This is a genomic window from Paenibacillus sp. S02 (genome assembly GCF_019454065.1).
In the GTDB taxonomy this organism is placed as follows: domain Bacteria; phylum Bacillota; class Bacilli; order Paenibacillales; family Paenibacillaceae; genus Paenibacillus; species Paenibacillus polymyxa_B.
The window spans coordinates 4,920,834-4,939,988 of the sequence record NZ_CP073682.1 but is presented as its reverse complement, the minus strand read 5'-3'; the positions used below and the strand labels follow the sequence as shown (position 1 = coordinate 4,939,988).

Genomic DNA, 19,155 nt, shown 5'->3' with positions numbered 1-19,155 from the left:
AACCAATATTACTTATTATTGGGGGCAATCCCACTCGTGAATATACAGTTAACATCTATGTATTGGTGACAATCAGTGGAACATACTTTTCTCAGTGTATTTTATAGAAAAAGTAACGTTTATCTTACTAGATGTTATCTGATTAATGTTATAAAAACAGCCAGTTTAAGCATGTTATAGTCTCAATTGAAGTTAACCCACAAACCAAGCGTTCGATTACAACCAATATGACGGAGTCAATCACGTGTGAAAAAGGTTTTGCGGAGTTGAAGCTAGTGATAGAACCGAGGGGAGCACACCGAAAAGCGGCTTATACCACTACAGCCTTCCGGTCTGGTCCAATGTCTCGTCCTCTCTATTTATGTTCTTACCAAGAGAAAAGATGAGTCGAATGCCAATCTTACAAGATTGGTTTGTCCACAAAAGATCTAGGGCCAGAACAATTAGTTAAAGCATTCAATCAAGCCATGATTTACAAAAACTACGACTATGCACTGAGTCTGCTTGTTCAAGGATTATTCTCTTTAATTATGAACTCGAATCCGCGCCAAATAAGCTATAAAAAATCGATTCTGGCACCATGGGCGACAAATTGCATATAGATACGCGAGAGCAATAGGTCTACAAGCAGACCCTTACAGTTTAACACGGGATGCCAGATATGTGAGAATTGGCGACAGATACGGTTATAAAATCGAATCCATTAAAATACTTGACAACTCGACGGTTAGTCAAATGAATAGCAATTTTGTGAAAAGAAAAAAGGGCTCTACAATAGAAAAGCTGTTTTCAATGGATGACATTCCCCAAGCCAAACGTCTTAAAGGGGGAAGGCCGGATTGCTTCTTTGTATGCATCGGATGTCGATCATGAGCAGTAAGGATATGTACAATTGCTGGACTATAATCTGGGCCAATATCAATTTAAGGAAGTCCATCAGATTACTTCATTGTACGGAAAAGGCGATGTGGGGATTGAAAATTTGGCCTTTTCATCCAATGGACAATATGCTACTATATCGCTTCATTCAAGTGCTTCTGACTACCGCACGGATGAAATGCTGCTTAAACTTAAGGACGACAGCGAACTCCTGTTGAGTTCATTCCTGCGACATACGGCTGTGGAAAATGTACAGGTGGATTATTGGAATGAACAGAACCTGTACTTTAATGTCAAGAGCAACGGACAGACGATTCGCTACAAATGGGATGTACTAAACGGTAAGCAACACCTATTGTAAGACGGCAAGGCACTCATACGAAATAGATGATACGAAAAAGAGGCTCAGGAGGAAATCCCCTGAACCTCTTTTTTACTGACCTTAAAGCTGTTTGACCAGTAATACATGAGGCAGTCCATCCTCTATGAAAACCTCTGAGGCAGTTTGATAGCCTAGTTTATGATAGAAAGGTTCCGCTTGTGTCTGTCCATGCAACTTGGCTTGGTTTAAGCCTTTGTTTAGGGCATGTTGCTCAAGGAATGCAAGGATCATTTTGCCAACGCCGTGCTTACGGTGGCTGGCTACAACACATATTCTTTCAAACTTAGCTATGCCATCTACGATTCTCCATCTGCTGGCGCCTACAGGCTGGCCTTGATCCCATATCACCATATGCTCTGCTTCTTGATCATAGGCATCAAATTCTTCTTCGGGCGAAATTCCTTGTTCTTCGACAAATACAGCTTTCCTGATTTGATAGGCTGCCTTGAGTTCTTCCTCAGTTATGACTATTTTTGCATTCAATGCTGTTCACCTCATAATTATTAGGATGAGTTGCAAACCCATGAGCAACCGCGGCTTAGGTAGTAATCTTAAATTCAATTGTCCAGTCGAAGATATCACTGTTTACCTGAATATTCTATCAAAATAATCTTTAGGTTCAAATTTTTTTTGATTTCATCGACTGCATAACTTTTTCGTAACTCTTGATATCTCTATCCTCTTGGATTCGTTGCATACCTTATATGATAAGCGTCATGATTACATTGATCCTCAATGTAGTAATGAGGGATTAAATGTTTAATGATGTTCAGAGAAAGCCGAGCTTTTATGTTTGCAAAGTGAATTGGGACACGACAGGGGGGATCTGCATTCCTCCAAGTACGATTTGACCACCGCATGGGAGAGCTCTCCCTCGAAAAAAACAAGGCTTCAAGAAAGGGAGCTATCGATAATTCTAAGTATCATCCGACAACACCCCCCAAAGAGATCGCTTCGCTTTGAAGTGAGATATCCAAAACATTTTTTAATGAGAACGGGATGTACACTTCTCAAATTTCTGAAACCTCAATTCACTAAGAGGGACACAGAAGAAATTTAGAAGGTTGTTGTAACATATGAAGAGCAAGATGTACGAGACATCAGCTAACAATATATTTACGTATTATCCTATTCGTTCTTCTGTCGCCAAAGAGATTCTTATAGGGGGACAAATCTGAAGAATAATCCATAAGATTGCTCAAGCATGTTTTTTCCCATTTAACCATGTTAAAATGAAAAAAATAATTAGAGATATGGCATGGAGAGAAGGCAGGGAGAATCAATGAAACCAAAACTTAACGATGTTGCACAATTAGCTGGAGTTTCACCGACTACGGTTTCTCGCGTACTTAATAATCGTGGCTATATCAGTCAAGAAACGAAGGATCAAGTTCATAAAGCGATGCAGGAGTTGAATTATTTTCCAAATGATGTGGCTCGGTCATTATTTAGTAAACGAACAAATCTGATTGGATTAATCATTCCAACTACAAGCAACCCATTTTTCGGAGAGCTGACTTTTCATATAGAGAATATTTGTGCGTCATTAGGCTATAAGCTATTGCTTTGTAACAGTTTGAATCAGCTGGATAAAGAAGAATCTTATGTGGATATGCTTATGCGAAATCAAGTTGACGGTATTATCGTTGGTACACACAACCGAGGTATCGTAAATTATGAACAGAAGAATATTGCCGTCATTGCGATCGATCGCTTCCTATCCGATTCAATCCCAGTTGTAGGATCGGATAATTATATGGGTGGAAAGCTGGCGTCAGAACTGCTTATTGAAAAGGGGTGCAAGCATATCTTACACATAAATGGCCCTGTTGAATTAGAGACACCGGCAAGCTTAAGAAGAAAAGCATATGAAGATGTGATGGAGCAGTATGGTCGAAAGGCAATTACCTATGAAGTACATGATCCCTTCCACCAACAGAATCACGATGAACCGATTAAACGCTTGCTCGATGAACATCCTGAAGTAGATGGATTGTTTGCGAGTAATGACTTGGTGGCTGCGTCTTTTATTGCTAAAGCAAGAAGAAGAGGAAAACGTGTTCCTGAAGATATTCGCGTAATTGGATATGACGGAACAGAAACAACCCGCAATCTTCTCCCTGAATTAACGACAATTCAGCAACCAATACAGGAGATCGCGAGATCTTCTATAGAGTTACTTATTAAAGAAATTGAAGGTGGATTCAGTGATGTCCCGCGAGAAACCTATCTACCAGTGAAACTGATTGAAGCTAGTACAGCTTAATACAATTTCCATAGTTCTCAGCATTGTGATATAAGGTGGAGCTATCCTTATTAGAGTAATTGAAATCAAAGAGGAGAGCTCTTTTTCTTTCGGAAATATGTCAAGCGGTTGACATATGAAAGCGGTTGACATATAATCGATCTGTAAATACGGAAGTGCTTTCATTTACATTAAATGTTCAACTTAGAGGAGCGTTCGATATGAGAAAGTCAAAGAGCATGTACTGGAAACTAAGTGCCTATTTCTTCTTTTTCTTCTTTACTTGGTCAGCAAGTTATTCATTGTTCTCCATCTGGCTAGGGCAAGAAATCAGTCTGAATGGTGCTGAAACAGGTGTTATCTTTACTGTAAACGCTATCTTTGCGCTATGTATGCAACCGCTTTATGGCTATATATCTGATAAAATCGGATTAAAGAAGCATATTTTATTTCTAATCAGTTCTTTGCTCTTATTTGTTGGTCCTTTCTATATCTTTATCTATGGGCCGTTACTTCAATACAATGTATTCCTCGGCGCAATTGTAGGTGGATTATACTTGGGTATTTCTTTTTTGGCAGGGATCGGAGCCATCGAATCTTATGTCGAGAAAGTCAGCCGAAAATATGACTTTGAATATGGAAAATCTCGTATGTGGGGCTCGCTAGGTTGGGCAGCAGCAACATTTTTTGCTGGTCAGCTCTTCAATATCAACTCTAACATTAACTTCTGGATTGCATCAGTATCTGCTGTCATTCTGTTTATCATTACGATGACAATTAAAGTTGAAATGACAGATTCCGAGATGGAGCGAGCAGAGTCCGTTAACTTTAAGCAAATCGGCTATTTGTTTGCAAATAAGCATTTGTGGTTCTTCATTTTATATGTTCTTGGTGTTACCTGTATTTACAATGTGTATGACCAGCAGTTCCCGAATTACTTTTCATCGACGTTCTCAACGGTTGCTTTAGGCAATCAAGTTTACGGTTACTTAAATTCCCTACAAGTGTTCTTGGAAGCAGGTATGATGTTCTTAGAGCCTTTCATTGTCAACAAAATTGGAGCAAAAAAGGGTCTGATATTGGCAGGGTTCTTGATGGCGTTCCGGATCATGGGTTCAGGCTTAGTTATTGGACCTTATGGTATCTCCGCTATGAAATTGATTCACGCATTGGAACTGCCAATCATGCTGATCTCCGTATTTAAGTACTTGGCTGCTAATTTCGATACGCGTCTGTCTTCGATCTTATATTTGGTGGGATACCAGTTTATGAGTCAGGTAGGAGCTTCGATCTTCTCGCCAATCGCCGGTATGTCTTATGACATTAGAGGCTTTGCAAATACGTACGTGATTATGGGTGTTTTCGTATTTGCCTTTACAACAATCTCAATCTTTACCTTAAAGAAAGAACCGAAAAATCTGGATCCCAACCCTAACAAGCATATTGAAACAGCATAGGAGGAAGACAAATGAACACATATAATAACAATACGAAGCAAGCTGAGGAAGCATTGAAACAGGCAGAAGCAAAAATGAACAAGCGGTACCGATTAGGTTATCATATTATGGCACCAGCAAACTGGATTAACGACCCAAATGGATTAATTCAATTTGAAGGTGAATATCACGCCTTCTATCAGCATCATCCTTATGATGAGAACTGGGGTCCAATGCATTGGGGACACGTGAAGAGTAAAGACCTTGTACATTGGGAGCATTGTCCGATTGCATTAGCGCCTGGAGATGCGTGTGACCTTGATGGCTGCTTCTCAGGAAGTGCAGTAGATAATAACGGCGAACTGACATTGATCTATACTGGACATCACTATATTGATCAACCAAACAATATCTTTTTCCAAAATCAAAATGTGGCAGTAAGCACAGATGGCATTCATTTTACAAAACTAAGGCAGAATCCCGTAATCGCTGAACCTCCGACAGATAGCTCCAAGCATTTCCGTGATCCGAAGGTATGGAAGCATGAGGATACATGGTACATGATCCTAGGTAACAGCACGAAAGAAGATCTGCCGCGTGTTATTCTATATACATCTCCTGATCTTAGAACTTGGACCTATCATGGTGTGCTTCTGCAGGGAGATAAGAATATGGGCTTCATGTGGGAGTGCCCTGATTTCTTTGAACTGAGCGGTAAGCATATATTTATGTTCTCCCCACAAGGTATTGATGCGCAAGGAGATAAGTACAATAACTTGTTCCAGACGGGATATTATGTTGGCGAATATAATTATGATAGTAATGAATATAAGCATGGAGAGTTCATCGAGTTGGATAATGGTCATGACTTCTATGCGGTTCAAACTTTTCTAGATGATCAAGGTCGCCGCATTGCGCTTGGCTGGATGGATATGTGGGAATCGGATATGCCGACGAAAGCAGATGGCTGGTGTGGAGCAATGACGATCCCACGTTTAATTACGTTGGGTGACAATAATAAAGTACTGATGACTCCAGTTGAAGAAATGAAGTTACTTCGTCAAAGTAAACATGTTTTGTATCAATATGGCGCTATTTCTGGAAGTTACTACAAGGAAGTTGAAGCCGATCTGCTTGAAGTTAAGGTAGTGTTCGACCTCACGAAGTCAAGTGCAGACCTGGTAGGCTTGAAGTTTCGCGGAACAGGTCGAGAAGAAACGGTTATCACATATTCTATTCCGGAGCAGAAACTTATGCTTAATTGTTCTAAATCAGGTAAGAAGACAGATGGAGTACGTCAAACAGCATTCAATGCTGAGGGACAGCTGACATTGCATGTATATCTGGATCGCTCATCCATTGAAATGTTTGCGAATGAAGGGCAAGCTACGATGACAAGTCGCATCTATCCGAGTGAGAAATTGCTAGGCATAGAAATCATAACGGAGGGTGGAGAGGCACTAGTAAATGGGCTGACATATTGGAAATTGAAAGATATATGGCAAGCTGAATAACTCAATGAAAAGATTGTAGTTCATATTATGTATACTCTGAAAGAATATGGAATCTATATATACCTTGATAGAGTGTGTGAAGGGGGAAAATTCCAAGGGACTGGTTCGAGAAGTCTTCAGGGTTTAAGCCAAGAGATTTATTTGAAAAGTTCACCTTATTAATTTGCAAACAGATGATGAAATAAATAACTAAATGAATTAATTTCACTGATAAATCTATTCGTTTTCCAAAATCAATATTACTATTAATGGGGCAATCCCACTCGTGAATATACAGTTAACATCTATGTATTGATAACAATCAGTGGAACATACTTATCTCAGTGTATTTTATAGAAAAGGACGTTTATCCTACTAGATGTTATAAATATCTTTAGTTCTGGTTATTCCGGAAGAAGAGATACCAACCGGACAAAATCAAGTGTACGCATTGGAAGTGCCATACCTGCCGGATAAGCTAAATATCGTGCTTGCCATTCAGGAGAGAATTTTTCTTTGTACCGGTGTAATCCTTCAAATCCATACCAATTCCCGCCATATTGGAATACCAGACGCGCTAATTTTTCTTCACGATGTGCATTTTGATTCTCACCCACACTGGAGAGCGGGGGGATGCAATTATGTCTAATTCGTTTGTTATATGGGCATGCGTATAGGTAACATTATAAAAAACTTACAATGAAACCGCTCTATTATACAGGTATAAGTGCTGCTTAAGAGCCTGTTTCTAAAAGCAGTCATGGTAGTTTAGGCTTGCAAGAGAAGTTTACTCGTATGCCAAAAGATTAGATTGGATTTACAACAAATTAGAAGAGTGATCGATCAAGCGTGGATCAGTTTGAGCGTTTAGGTGCACTTCGCTTCAATTAATGATACTGTCATAGAATTTTAAAGAAATGTTTTGAGTGATTTGTATTTAAAGCAGTAAGTAAATAAGAGGTTTAGGAAGCGGAGCTTCTCCGCATTCCATAGAAGTCTTTAAAAAAACTTTAATTGACACGGTTAGCTACTTGAGCTAATTTCAAAAGGCAATTTCAATTGGAATGTAAATACGTTATTACTATGATTAAGCGTTAAGGTACCTTGATGTAACTCAACAATATTTCTAGCAATGGAAAGGCCCAGTCCTGCTCCTGTTTGAATACCTTCGCTACTTCTTGAATGGTCAACTTTATAAAAACGATCAAATAGCTTCTCCTCTTGATCTTGCGTGAGAGGAGCTCCTTTATTTTCGACCTCAATCGTAATTTGCTCAGGGCTCGTTTTCAGTCGAATGCAAATGCTTCCCGGCTTCAAGGAATACTTTAAGGCGTTCATGAGAAGATTATCGATTGCTCTAGCAATTTTATCGCTGTCAATGGAGGCAACGATCGGGGAGTCACCGATATCTTTCACGATATATACACCGTTTTCTTCAGCAATGGGTTCGAACTCGAATAGCAATTGATCCAAGAGTTGAAATAAATTGATGCTTCTGAGATTTAAGTGGGTATCGACAGAAGTGAGCCGAGTATATTCGAACAAGTCATCGAGCAACTTCTTCAAATGAATTGCTTTGTTATAGGTGTTTTGAACAAAGCGCGTATATTCATCTTTATCCTGATATGAGTCTGTTCTTAAAAGCTCGATATAGCCGATAATGCTTGTCAGAGGCGTGCGCAAGTCATGTGAAATACCTGTGATCAACTCCATCTTGGATTTCTCTATTTCACGTTCTTTTACAATCTGTTGCTCTAAACGTTCTGTCATTCGATTGATGTTGAGCGCAACACGTCCAAGTTCATCTTGCCGAACAACAGGTACCCGATATTTTAAATTACCTTCGGAAATAATCTGAAGCCCTTGCTCCAATGTAATTAAGTCTCTAACGATTCGCCGTGTCAAAACTAAAAAAGTAAAAATAAACGTTACCATAAACAAGGGGGTAAGAAGATAAGGAAAAAAATTGCGAAACCAATGCCATTCCATAGCACTGCTAATTTTCAAGAAAAGTAAAATGAGAATATCATTTATAGCAATGGCGATAATAAAACTTAGCACCATTCTGATTAAAATGTTGACTTGAATTCGTTTTTTTCGTTTTGACTTTTGTACATGTTTATTCAATTTTATAGCCAACTCCCCACACCGTTTTAATATACTGAGGATCTCTTGGGAACTGCTCTAATTTTTCTCGTAAATTACGAATATGAACCATTACGGTATTATCAGAAAATCCGTATGGCGCCTTCCACACATTTTCGTAAATGTGCTCCGAACTAAAAACCTGCCCAGGATGGCTGGCAAGCAAGACCAGAATAGCAAACTCAAGAGGAGTCAACGAAATTTCGTTGCCCTTTAACTTCACGGAATGTTTACTCTTATCGATGATCAGGTCTTTAATAAGAATAAGGGAATTAAATTCTTCTTTTCCTATTAATGTTTGACGACGTAGCTGCGCTTTTACGCGAGCAAGCAATTCTAATGGATTGAACGGTTTAATCATGTAGTCATCGGCCCCAGTGGTCAATCCGTTAATTTTATCAATATCTTCTTCCTTGGCTGACAGCATGATAATCGGAGTATTCGATATTTCCCTTATTTTAAGGCATGCTCTGATTCCATCCATTCGTGGCATCATGACATCCAGGATAACCAGTTGAATCGGTGTTGTCTTTATGGCATCCAGGGCTTCTTCACCATCGGCTGCTTCAATTACATGGTATCCTTCATTACGAAGATATACATGAATGACATCCCGAATCTCGGAATCATCATCCACAACAAGAATGGTATTCATTACTGACTGCTCCTTCTTTTTTGACTTGGTAGAATTAGGGTATCTAAGGTTCCTGAAATTACTGCAACTAGTATAGATATCTTGATGATAAGGTAAAGTCTTCACTTTTTCTACATATGCATAAGCGAAACATTTAATGGAGTGAATTAAAGTGTCATCATCATTTAAATTGTTTCCTTTTTGCGACAGACGTAAACGAAAGCGGGAGGGATATTGAAAGGCACTAAATCAATTTTTTCAATGATAAATTTTTCGGAAAGCTGCTTTTTCATTTGAAGCGAATATTGAAAGGCGATAAACAAGCCTCCAGGTTTGAGTGCTTTATAGATCTGTTCAACCAAGGTATCTCTCAATTCACGCTCAAAATTAAAAAAAGGTAGTCCGCTAAAAATACAATCTAGCTGATGAATGTTCTCTTGCTTCATTGCTTCTACTAACTGAGCAGCGTTCGGATGACAGGAGAAGTCTGGGTATTCTGTCTGTAAATTATTCCTCATAGTCTCATTCATCTCAAACAATAATACTTTCGTGGGTTCGCTCACCTGGGCGTTGATAAAACGGGTGATAGCACCTGTACCCGATCCGAGTTCTGCGACTGCCTTAATCTCGTTCCAGGGGGCTTGTTTCGCCATTTTGGTCGCTAGAAATCGGGAGCTTGGTATAACACTGCCTACATTTCTTGGGCTGCGAATAAAGCTTTGCAAAAATAAAAAGTATTCATTAAGTTTCAACTGATTTTCCTCCATTACTGTTTTTATTGTCAGGAACAATGCTGAATATGGCACAAATATTAAACAAATTTATTTCTTTTATCGAAACGGATGGATACCGAAACGATTAAAAATGAGAAAATTGAAGTAAAGACATAAGGAGGAAATGTCGTACGATTGGGAAGAACATATCGATGCACATGGCCCAATCCCCTCTATTTCTGCACCTCTTTATTATTTCGATACAGAAATCATAATGAAAAAAACTAAGGAATTAATGAGTATATTTCTAAAGAAAATCTAAAGATTCATCTATAGAAGGTTTAAAATCTATATCATCCAACCCAAAAAGCCTTACCGACCAAGTCGGTAAGGCTTTTTTATAAGGGCAAACTGTTTCGCCACGCAATTCAATGATATTTATGGCTATAGAAAGGCCAAGCGCTACTCTAATTTGTATCCCTTCATAATGTTGGGGAGGAGGATGTTTGTGATCGTGTATTTTCTTCTACTTGTATGTAGGGTGAAGCTTTGCTTTCACTCTCAAAATGGGATGCCTTTGTTACACTTCATTACAAGGTGAATGATCCCGGGCTCAGTGGAGTACTTAATAACTTTGATCAGAAGATAACTAATTGCTATTATCATTCTTTCAATGTCAGTACGAGTGGGAATAGGAGAGAATTCTCTCTTTTTCAATTTCCATCAGTGCTAAAGAAGTAGAATTACCAAAGTGTTAGGATAAAGTTGAGGTCTAATTAGCTTGGTTAAAAGCTGATCAGACCTTTCCTACATTCGGCGTAAAAACAGTTTAAGGTGTCAAGCCATGGCTTGGAGGGGAGAATTGAAGGCGTTTTTGCATTACTTCAGAATTTCTTTAGAAATATCCCTATAAGCTCCTAAGATTTTTATAATAATATACTTTCATCGACATTAACGAGGAGGTTAGAACATGATTAGCGATATCGTCTTACAGCTAGTCGATCATTATGGATATCTCTTTTTTTTCTTAGCCTTCTGTCTAGGCCCATTCGGCGTCCCGGTTCCAAATGAAATAACCATACTAACAGGTGGAATTTTGAGTAACAACGGAGCTTTAAACCCGTGGATTGTATATATTGTTATCCTCGCTGGCTTATTTACAGCAATTACAATTGCTTATGTTGCGGGCAGAATCTTTGGAGAAAAATTCAAACTAAAGTTTCAAAACAACCGTCATTTTCAAAAAGCAGAGAAATTTTTTGAACAACACGGAGATATCGCAATGTGTCTTGGACATTTCATACCAGTCGTTCGGTATATTTTGCCTGTATTCGTTGGTCTAAACGGTATCTCATACAAGAAGTTTGCTTTGATTTCGTATTCCAGCGCGTTTATTTGGACCGCAACGTTCTTTGCCTTTGGCAAGTTCCTTGGACATTATATATTGAATTTGCTAGATTTGATCGATCCTAAATTGGCCGTGGTTGCTTTAATCATAGCCGTTGGCACCTTTATCACAACCAAGTGGTTCAAGTCGAAATTATCCGACCTTACTGCATAAGCTGGTGGACAAATGAAAAAAATAGATGAAAGGGGGAGAGTCATTTGATTTCAAATCAGTATGCAATGTTCTTGCAACGATTTATTAAAAATCCAAAGCGAGTCGGAAGTATTTTGCCCAGTTCACGGTTTCTGGCGAGTAAAATGGTTCAATCTGTGTCATGGGATGATGTGAGCACAATTGCAGAATTCGGTTCTGGCACAGGAGCTATCACACGCTTTATCGAACTGCGAGTAAATCGATCTGCTAAGGTGTTATTGTTTGAAATGGACGATAAGATGAGGAGGGTTTTGCAAACAACCTACCCAAACTTCTCATGTCATTCAAACGCTTGTCATTTAACAAAAATAATGAATCAACAAGGCATAAATCCGTTGGACTGTATTATTAGCGGATTACCCTTTTTTAATTTTAAGAGCGAATTAAGAGAAACTTTACTCCATCAAATTACCGAAGCCTTAAAACCAGAGGGCAAATTTATCGCTTTTCAATACTCCCTTCAGATGAAGAAACATTTATCTGAGAAATTCATTATTGATAAAATCAATTTTGTGCCCCTCAATTTTCCTCCTGCTTTTGTTTATACATGCCGTAAGAAGGAGGGGATTTAAGTGAGTTATGACACACTTATTCATTGGATTGCGCAGTTTGGTTATGCTGCTTTATTCTTTGCATTATGGCTCGGAATTGTTGGAATGCCAATACCGGACGAGGTTGTCGTTATGACCGGCGGAGCCGTTAGTAAAGTAGGAATACTCCATTATTTCCCAGCATTTATTATCACTTATTTAGGAGTTATCTCCGGGCTATCTCTTGGTTATATTCTAGGCAGGTTTTTCGGTTCGCCGGTGCTGGATAAACTTCGCCATAAAAAAAAATTGGGGAAGCATATACAAACATCAGAACACCTTCTAAATAAATATGGAAATATTGCATTGAGTTTTAGCTACTTTTTTCCGGTGGTGAGGCATATTGTTCCCTATTTAGTCGGAATTAATAAAATGTCATTTCGCCGTTATATCCTTTATTCCTATACAGCCGGGCTTGCTTGGACGTCTGTCTTTTTTGTAGTTGGCCAATTTGCAGGTGGTCATGTGGAAACAATCGGGACAGTGATTTATCACTACGGTATATATGTGGGACTTGCCTTAATCATAGGAATTGTCATATTCATGATTCTTAAAAGTCGGAAAAGGAGCAAAGCGTGATGTGTGGAATCAACCTTTAGGAAATTTAGATAATACGGTAGTAGTTTAAATTCTGAATTTACACGAGTAAATAGATGATGTCCCAAGAGAGCCGCGATATATAAAAACCGTTTGGGGAGTTGGGTAGAGAATTGAAACTGATAAACGGCAAAAGAAATGTTTGCTTTGAGATTTTTTTGGCGTTAGTTTTCAGTCTCGTCATTGCATATCTCAGTTTCGCCATTGTAATAACTTGTATCAATTTGTTTGTAAATCGATTACAAGCGGGATGTTTTTTTCTAAAGCTAGACCAGCCTTTATTATTTTCTTTTTTTAAACTGACCCGACACATGTTTAAATACATTTTTGATTTGGCCGAAGGTTCGCAAGTTCACTTTTGATAGATTTAAAGGAAATACAACAAAGTTATGATTTCACTGTTGCTATATATTCTAGCAGCTCAAACGGTTTTCACATAAGGCGAACTGCTGATTTAAAAATATTAATCGTCATAGTCAGATATACCCCCACCAACTCCCGAATTTCATTTCACCATCAATAATAAGAATCATTTCTTGGGCATATGAAAGCATCCTTTCTGTGCCTTCAGTTTATGCCGATTTCTCTTAACATAAAAGGAAGGTAATTCTTAACAGTTTCTGAGATTTGATTTTTTGAAAAGGAGAGCTGTGTTCCATGAAAAAAGGAACGAAAGAAAAAATGTTGATTCTTACCGGAAATTATGGAGATGGTCACATTCAAGTAGCCCAAGCAATACAAGATGCGATGCAAATTCGATTTCCTCATATGGAACCTGTCATTATTGATTTTATGGAATGGGTCCATCCTTATATAAATCATTTGAGTCGAAATGTTTATCTCCAAGCCGTAAAAACATTCCCTCAAGTTTATGGATATCTATATCAGAAAACGCGGAGACAAAACACCCTATCCTATATTATAAAGACCATTTTTTCTACAGGAATCGGACGAATGATGAAATTGATTAATGAAATACAGCCAGCTATTGTAGTATGCACCTTACAGATCAATATATTGTGGGTTCCAGAAGTGTACGTGATTCTTTAATACAATTAGGTGTTGAAGAGACTCGGATTGCAGATACGGGAATTCCCATTCGTCAGCAATTTTCTCAGTCCATAGAAAGAGAGAAAACAGCTAAGAAGTATGGTTTAGATCCTCATATGCCTACTGTGCTTGTGATGGGAGGAGGTTGCGGCATGATTGGTGATGGAAGCTCTACTATTCAGAAATTTGATCTATTGTCACAGCCTGTACAATTCATCATTGTTTGTGGGCATAATGAAAAACTTCGAATGAAATTGAATGAGAGTCTGAAAATTTCCAAACATCGCATCTATTTAACAGGTTATATTAACTATGTTCATGAGTTAATGGCTATATCTGATATTATGATTACCAAACCAGGAGGAGTCACGACTTTTGAGGCGATTGCTATGGAACTGCCGATGCTACTTTGTAAACCAATCCCTGGTCAAGAACAGGATAATGCCAAATTTTTAGTTCGTTCTAGGGTAGCCATTCATGCAGAGACATCTGGGGATCTAACCGAGCGCCTATCGGAATTACTAGATGATGCAAAACTTCTTCAACATATGATAGAAAATACTAAACAGATCCATCCTAAAGAGTCCGCGTTTGCTTCATTAGAAGTTATTTTTGGAACTATTGCAATGAATAATAGATCCAGTGAAATAAAGATATGCTCCTAGATAAAAGGCAAGCATGGATTTATTACTGTTAAAAAGGAGCAGGATCATGAAGCAGGCATTGATAATTCTCATTAGTGCATTACTCGTATACACGATTATCCCGACCCTTATAATCCGACTATTTGGAATCGGAGTTTATAAAAGGGGAACGGGCGAGCAGCCCATTGCCTTAACTTTTGATGACGGTCCGGACCCAGAATTCACGCCTCTTTTGCTTGATTTATTAAAGAAATATAATATAAAGGGTACCTTTTTTGTCCTTGGTCGCAAAGCAGAGAAATATCCCGATTTAATCCAACGGATGCACAATGAAGGGCATCTTGTCGGAATCCACAATTATGTACATTGGTCAAATGCTTTAATGAGTCCTAAGAGGGTTCGCGAGCAGGTAAACAAAACGGCCAATGTCATTAATCGTATTATTGGAGAGAAAGCCTTCTATTATCGGCCCCCGTGGGGAATCATTAACCTATTTGATTTTTTTTTGATGAAGCAATTTCGCATGATTCTTTGGTCTGTTATTGTAGGTGACTGGAAGAGCTCTGGCGGCAAGCAAAAAATTAAGCAAAGGCTGCTGTCCAAGCTAAAGGGTGGAGCTGTTATCGTTCTTCATGATAGCGGGCAAACGTTTGGAGCAGACAGGGATGCACCTGCATACATGTTGGAGGCATTAAATGAATTTATCATTGAAGCATTATATACGGGATATTGTTTTCAGAGAGTAGATGAGAAAAGAGCTGCATAATGAACAGGCTAAATATATGAGCATTAATTATGGTACGGCCGTGATAAGCGCGGCTTTTTTGTTTTACATAAACACATTATCTGTCAGCACTCTCGAAGATTATACTTAAGGAAACAGAGTAAGTTTAATTTTGATACTAAAAATCAAAACTTAAGCCCGGGACAAAGTATTGATGGGGGCTTAAGTTTTTTAACTTATACATCAAGGTTGCTGGAGTGGCCTTCTTCTGATCCAATGGAACTGGTCAGAACTCTTTCGAAAGGCAAAGTAAGAGTAAATTTAAATATGTTATTTATATGATTGAGCGTTAAGGTTCCTCCATGCAACTCAATAATGTTTCTAGCAATAGAAAGACCCAGACCTGCTCCCGTTTGAATGCCTTCACTACTTCTTGAATGGTCTACTTTATAAAAACGATTGAAGAGTTTATTTTCTTGCTCTTGTGTGAGGGGATTCCCTTTATTTTCGATCTCAATACTAATTTGCTTATTATCCAACTTCATTAAAATACGAACGGTTCCCGGCTTTACAGAGTACTTAAGGGCATTCATGAGTAGATTATCGATTGCTCTGGCAATTTTTTCACTGTCAATAACGGTTATAATAGGAGAGTTACCTAAATCTTTAATAATATTGATACCGTTCTCTTGAGCGATCGGTTCAAATTCAAAAACTAATTGATCTAGAAGCTGGAATACATCGATCTTATTTAGGTCCAGGCGGGTATCGACCGAAGTAAGTCGGGTATATTCAAACAAATCATTGAGCAATTTTTTTAAATGAATAGCTTTGTTATAAGTGTTTTGAACAAATCGCGTATATTCATCTTTATTCTGAAATGAATTTGTTCTTAAAAGTTCTATATAGCCAATAATACTTGTAAGTGGCGTACGCAAGTCGTGTGATATGCCTGTTATCATCTCCAACTTGGAGTTTTCTAGTTTACGTTCCTTTTCGATCTGCTGTTGCAGACGTTCCGCCATCAAGTTGATATTAAACGCAACCCTCCCGAGTTCATCTTTTCGCATGACAGGTACTCGATAGTTTAAATTACCCTCGGATATAATTTGAAGCCCCTGCTCCAACGAAATTAAGTCTCTTACGATTCGTCGAGTCAAAGCGAGGAAAGTAATAATAAAGAAAACCATAAACAAGGGGGGGAAAATATACGGAATGAAATTGAGGAGCCACTCGGATTTCATGCCATAGCCAATCTCCAGTAAAAGTAAAATGAACATGTTATTTATGGTTGTGGTGAAAATAAGACTTAGCATCATTCTGATTAAAATATTGACCTGAATCATCCTTTTTTTTCGTTTTGGCTTTTGCACATTTTCAGTCAATTTTATAACCAACTCCCCAAACTGTTTTAATATACTGAGGATCTCTGGGGGATTCCTCTAATTTCTCTCGTAAATTACGAATATGGACCTTCACGGTATTATCGGAATACCCAATAGGATCTTTCCACACACTTTCGTAAATCTTATCAAAGCTAAATACCTGCCCAGGGTGGCTTGCAAGCAACTCTAGAATTGAAAACTCAAGAGGGTTCAGCGAAATGTTATTTTCTTTCAATGTAACGGAATGTTTAGTCTTATCGATAACAAGATCTTTGAAGAATATAAGAGAATTAAATTCTTCTTTTCCTATTAATGATTGTCGCTGCAAATGAGCTTTTACTCGAGCGAGTAATTCTAACGGATTAAAGGGTTTTATCATGTAATCGTCCGCACCGGGAGTAAGACCCACAATTTTATCAATATCTTCTTCCTTTGCCGATAGCAGGATAATGGGGGTGTTCGATATTTCCCTTATTTTAATGCAAGCATTAATGCCATCCATCTGTGGCAGCATAATATCTAAGATGACAAGTTCGAAAGAGATTGATCTTATTAAATCTAACGCTTCCATACCATTTGCAGCTTCTATGACAAAGTATCCTTCATTGCGCAAATAAACGTGAATGACATCTCGAATCTCTGTATCGTCACCTACAACAAGTATTGTATCCATTACATGATACCCCTTTCCTATTTTTTATGATTACGGCTACTAAAATTCTATAATTAAGGCAAATCTAATGATTGCTACGAAAAGTTTATTAATACCGATTATTGCGTCCCCTTTTGCGACAGGTATATACAAAAGCTGGAGGGAAATTGAAGGGCACGAACTCGATTTTTTCGATGATTAAGTCTTCGGCAAATTTTTTTTTCATTTGAAGTGAGTACTGATAAGCGACAAAAATTCCTTCTGGTTTTAATGCTTTAATAATCTGATTAAGTAAGGTTTCTCGCATTTCACTCGTAAAATTAAAAAATGGCAATCCGCTAATAATACAATCAAGCTGGCCGATGTCATCTTGATTCAATTTTTTGATTAATTGGCAAGCGTTTGAATGACACGCGAAATCCGGGTATTCTGTCTTCAGAGTAGCTCTCATTTTCTTATCCCTTTCGAACAATAGCACTCTTGTTGATCTGGTTAAATGTGGCTTCATGAAACGTGTAATAGCACCTGTACCTGACCCGAGTTCTGCGACTACCTTTACCTCATTCCATGGTACAGACTCAACGATTTTAGCTGCTAGAAATCGGGAGCTAGGTATAACACTTCCTACTCGTTGTGGATTTGTGAGAAATCCTTGCAAAAAAAGTAGACATTCACTGATATTCAACTGTTTTTCCCCCATTATTTAATTTCTCCCTTTTGGGTTCATTCGATCAAAGATCGAGATCTAAAATATGATTTCCCCCAAATACCTGCCGACAGAAAAAAACGTCACTGTCCATAATAAAGCGCTGCAATATGATATCAGGGCAAATTTACTGAATTTAACCCTGCTTAACCCAACAAATAAAGGGATGATATATCGAACAACTGGAAGAAATAATCCGAAACATATTGCCATATCTCCTCGTTTTGTTTCATATAAAAATAGTAACGAAAAAATCTAAGGATTTTACGAGGATATATCTAAAGAAAATCTGAAGATGTGTACACTATTCAGACTCGAAGTCTGCAAGAAGTGCACGAAAATCAGAAAGCTGATCTGATTGAAGAACCCAAAAAGCCTTGCCAACAAAAATAAGTTGGCAAGGCTTTTTATTACGTAAATCGTTGATAAGTTTCCCTATAAATAAGATGCGAAAGGGAATAATCCCTACCAACTAATGTTAAGGAATTCTTTAGAAAAATCCTCTAAAGTTCTTCAGAGTTTATCATTATGATGGGTTCATTGCTATAGATAAACCTAATCAGGAGATGATAACGTGACTCACCCTACAAAACAATCCTTCCTTTCAACTTGGCTGTCTCTTCTATGGCTTACAGTGGTTCCGTTATTGTATAGTTTCTACAGTATACTTAACCATCCTACCGAACACGTCTATAGCCTCGTAACGGACCTAGATCGCCTAACGCCATTCGTTCCGTCCTTTATTATTCCTTATGTTCTTTGGTACCCGTTCATTGCATCTGTACTGATCGGACTTGCGTTCAAGGACAGAACAGCTTATTACCGGACGCTACTTGCGCTCTGTGGAGGGCTGATCCTTTCTTATATCGTCTATGCCCTTTTCCAAACGGCTGTTCACCGTCCAGACAATCTAGCCCAGACAGGCGTCATCAACCATTTGGTCTGGTTGGTGTACAGCAATGACCAGCCGTTTAACTGTTTCCCGAGCATTCATGTGCTAACCAGCTACCTGATGCTTCGTGGAGCAAGGGTATTCGGAAGAACGATTCGTTGGGCAGTCACCGCGATGTCTATTGTCATTATAGCGTCCACTTTGCTGGTCAAGCAGCATGTACTAGCGGATGTCGTTGGCGGTATCCTAGCAGGAGAGCTGTTGTACCGATCGGCGGGCATAGCCGTATCATACCTACGGGGACACAGAAATCGCCTACCTCTGAAAGGAGGCGAGCGTCATGTTTCTGCTGAGTAAAGAGAGACGCTCATTCATATTCATTTTATGA

At 38.5% G+C, this 19,155-nt stretch carries 18 protein-coding genes and 1 pseudogene; 11 read left to right on the top strand and 8 right to left on the bottom strand.

Translation table 11 applies throughout. The features are described 5' to 3' along the window. The first annotated feature begins 892 nt into the window (after positions 1-892). Entirely contained in the window at positions 893-1,240 is a 348-nt protein-coding gene (locus KAI36_RS21975) for a hypothetical protein (protein WP_220026026.1), read from the top strand. An 81-nt stretch (positions 1,241-1,321) separates the two neighbouring features. On the opposite strand, the gene KAI36_RS21970 is transcribed toward KAI36_RS21975, so the two are convergent. Continuing rightward, complete coding sequence (locus KAI36_RS21970) at positions 1,322-1,744, bottom strand: GNAT family N-acetyltransferase (protein WP_220026025.1); 423 nt, start codon at positions 1,742-1,744, stop codon at positions 1,322-1,324. A gap of 799 nt (positions 1,745-2,543) precedes the next feature. Here KAI36_RS21970 and KAI36_RS21965 point away from each other — a divergent pair. The 3 genes from KAI36_RS21965 (at position 2,544) to KAI36_RS21955 (ending at position 6,456) form a co-directional block, all read left to right on the top strand. After that, on the top strand, positions 2,544-3,527 hold the full coding sequence (locus tag KAI36_RS21965; protein ID WP_029515909.1) for a LacI family DNA-binding transcriptional regulator: 984 nt from the start codon (positions 2,544-2,546) through the stop codon (positions 3,525-3,527). A gap of 200 nt (positions 3,528-3,727) precedes the next feature. Beyond that, positions 3,728-4,963: an MFS transporter gene (locus tag KAI36_RS21960; protein WP_220028187.1), complete on the top strand. Its 1,236-nt coding sequence runs from the start codon at positions 3,728-3,730 to the stop codon at positions 4,961-4,963. Between the two features lie 11 nt (positions 4,964-4,974). Continuing rightward, positions 4,975-6,456: a glycoside hydrolase family 32 protein gene (locus KAI36_RS21955; RefSeq protein WP_220026024.1), complete on the top strand. Its 1,482-nt coding sequence runs from the start codon at positions 4,975-4,977 to the stop codon at positions 6,454-6,456. 383 nt (positions 6,457-6,839) lie between these two features. Here the strand turns inward: KAI36_RS21955 and KAI36_RS21950 are convergent. From KAI36_RS21950 to KAI36_RS21935, 4 genes and pseudogenes are all read right to left on the bottom strand, one after another. Continuing rightward, a pseudogene (locus tag KAI36_RS21950) lies at positions 6,840-7,064 on the bottom strand (phosphatidylglycerol lysyltransferase domain-containing protein); the annotation flags it as partial. Between the two features lie 394 nt (positions 7,065-7,458). Further along, positions 7,459-8,562, bottom strand: a complete 1,104-nt coding sequence (locus tag KAI36_RS21945) for a sensor histidine kinase (protein WP_220026023.1) — start codon at positions 8,560-8,562, stop codon at positions 7,459-7,461. Beyond that, positions 8,555-9,235, bottom strand: coding sequence for a response regulator transcription factor (locus KAI36_RS21940; protein ID WP_023990458.1), 681 nt, complete (start codon positions 9,233-9,235; stop codon positions 8,555-8,557). Before KAI36_RS21940 ends, KAI36_RS21945 begins: the two co-directional genes overlap by 8 nt. 164 nt (positions 9,236-9,399) lie before the next feature. Further along, the gene (locus KAI36_RS21935) at positions 9,400-9,966 is read right to left on the bottom strand and encodes a class I SAM-dependent methyltransferase (RefSeq protein ID WP_220026022.1); all 567 of its coding nucleotides are present in this window, start codon (positions 9,964-9,966) and stop codon (positions 9,400-9,402) included. Positions 9,967-10,897: 931 nt separating this feature from the next. Here KAI36_RS21935 and KAI36_RS21930 point away from each other — a divergent pair. From KAI36_RS21930 to KAI36_RS21910, 6 genes are all read left to right on the top strand, one after another. Continuing rightward, positions 10,898-11,488: a DedA family protein gene (locus KAI36_RS21930; protein ID WP_220026021.1), complete on the top strand. Its 591-nt coding sequence runs from the start codon at positions 10,898-10,900 to the stop codon at positions 11,486-11,488. Between the two features lie 65 nt (positions 11,489-11,553). Continuing rightward, positions 11,554-12,099 carry a class I SAM-dependent methyltransferase gene (locus tag KAI36_RS21925; protein WP_220028186.1) on the top strand — a complete coding sequence of 182 codons (546 nt, stop codon included), beginning with the start codon at positions 11,554-11,556 and terminating at the stop codon, positions 12,097-12,099. Beyond that, positions 12,100-12,696, top strand: a complete 597-nt coding sequence (locus KAI36_RS21920) for a DedA family protein (RefSeq protein ID WP_220026020.1) — start codon at positions 12,100-12,102, stop codon at positions 12,694-12,696. It abuts the gene before it with no gap. Between the two features lie 675 nt (positions 12,697-13,371). After that, the gene (locus KAI36_RS27470; RefSeq protein WP_258297056.1) at positions 13,372-13,764 is read left to right on the top strand and encodes an MGDG synthase family glycosyltransferase; all 393 of its coding nucleotides are present in this window, start codon (positions 13,372-13,374) and stop codon (positions 13,762-13,764) included. Continuing rightward, on the top strand, positions 13,710-14,429 hold the full coding sequence (locus KAI36_RS21915) for a glycosyltransferase (protein ID WP_258297057.1): 720 nt from the start codon (positions 13,710-13,712) through the stop codon (positions 14,427-14,429). Before KAI36_RS27470 ends, KAI36_RS21915 begins: the two co-directional genes overlap by 55 nt. A 46-nt stretch (positions 14,430-14,475) precedes the next feature. After that, a complete protein-coding gene (locus KAI36_RS21910; RefSeq protein WP_220026019.1) occupies positions 14,476-15,174 on the top strand; it encodes a polysaccharide deacetylase family protein in 699 nt (232 codons plus the stop codon). Positions 15,175-15,368: 194 nt separating this feature from the next. On the opposite strand, the gene KAI36_RS21905 is transcribed toward KAI36_RS21910, so the two are convergent. From KAI36_RS21905 to KAI36_RS21895, 3 genes are all read right to left on the bottom strand, one after another. After that, positions 15,369-16,517 carry a sensor histidine kinase gene (locus tag KAI36_RS21905; protein WP_220026017.1) on the bottom strand — a complete coding sequence of 383 codons (1,149 nt, stop codon included), beginning with the start codon at positions 16,515-16,517 and terminating at the stop codon, positions 15,369-15,371. Then, positions 16,510-17,190, bottom strand: coding sequence for a response regulator transcription factor (locus tag KAI36_RS21900; protein WP_220026016.1), 681 nt, complete (start codon positions 17,188-17,190; stop codon positions 16,510-16,512). Before KAI36_RS21900 ends, KAI36_RS21905 begins: the two co-directional genes overlap by 8 nt. An 88-nt stretch (positions 17,191-17,278) precedes the next feature. Beyond that, positions 17,279-17,869 (bottom strand): class I SAM-dependent methyltransferase, encoded by a 591-nt coding sequence (locus tag KAI36_RS21895; RefSeq protein ID WP_220026015.1) that lies wholly within the window; start codon positions 17,867-17,869, stop codon positions 17,279-17,281. A 580-nt stretch (positions 17,870-18,449) separates the two neighbouring features. On the opposite strand from KAI36_RS21895, the gene KAI36_RS21890 reads away from it, so the two are divergent. Beyond that, on the top strand, positions 18,450-19,124 hold the full coding sequence (locus tag KAI36_RS21890) for a phosphatase PAP2 family protein (RefSeq protein WP_220026014.1): 675 nt from the start codon (positions 18,450-18,452) through the stop codon (positions 19,122-19,124). The last annotated feature ends 31 nt before the right edge of the window (positions 19,125-19,155 follow it).

Bases quoted from the DNA above. Each gene is read 5' to 3' on its own strand.
- KAI36_RS21965 (WP_029515909.1), top strand. From the start codon at position 2,544: ATGAAACCAAAACTTAACGATGTTGCACAATTAGCTGGAGTTTCACCG.
- KAI36_RS21960 (WP_220028187.1), top strand. From the start codon at position 3,728: ATGAGAAAGTCAAAGAGCATGTACTGGAAACTAAGTGCCTATTTCTTC.
- KAI36_RS21955 (WP_220026024.1), top strand. From the start codon at position 4,975: ATGAACACATATAATAACAATACGAAGCAAGCTGAGGAAGCATTGAAA.
- KAI36_RS21940 (WP_023990458.1), bottom strand. From the start codon at position 9,235: ATGAATACCATTCTTGTTGTGGATGATGATTCCGAGATTCGGGATGTC.
- KAI36_RS21930 (WP_220026021.1), top strand. From the start codon at position 10,898: ATGATTAGCGATATCGTCTTACAGCTAGTCGATCATTATGGATATCTC.
- KAI36_RS21925 (WP_220028186.1), top strand. From the start codon at position 11,554: ATGTTCTTGCAACGATTTATTAAAAATCCAAAGCGAGTCGGAAGTATT.
- KAI36_RS27470 (WP_258297056.1), top strand. From the start codon at position 13,372: ATGAAAAAAGGAACGAAAGAAAAAATGTTGATTCTTACCGGAAATTAT.
- KAI36_RS21915 (WP_258297057.1), top strand. From the start codon at position 13,710: ATGCACCTTACAGATCAATATATTGTGGGTTCCAGAAGTGTACGTGAT.
- KAI36_RS21910 (WP_220026019.1), top strand. From the start codon at position 14,476: ATGAAGCAGGCATTGATAATTCTCATTAGTGCATTACTCGTATACACG.
- KAI36_RS21900 (WP_220026016.1), bottom strand. From the start codon at position 17,190: ATGGATACAATACTTGTTGTAGGTGACGATACAGAGATTCGAGATGTC.
- KAI36_RS21895 (WP_220026015.1), bottom strand. From the start codon at position 17,869: ATGGGGGAAAAACAGTTGAATATCAGTGAATGTCTACTTTTTTTGCAA.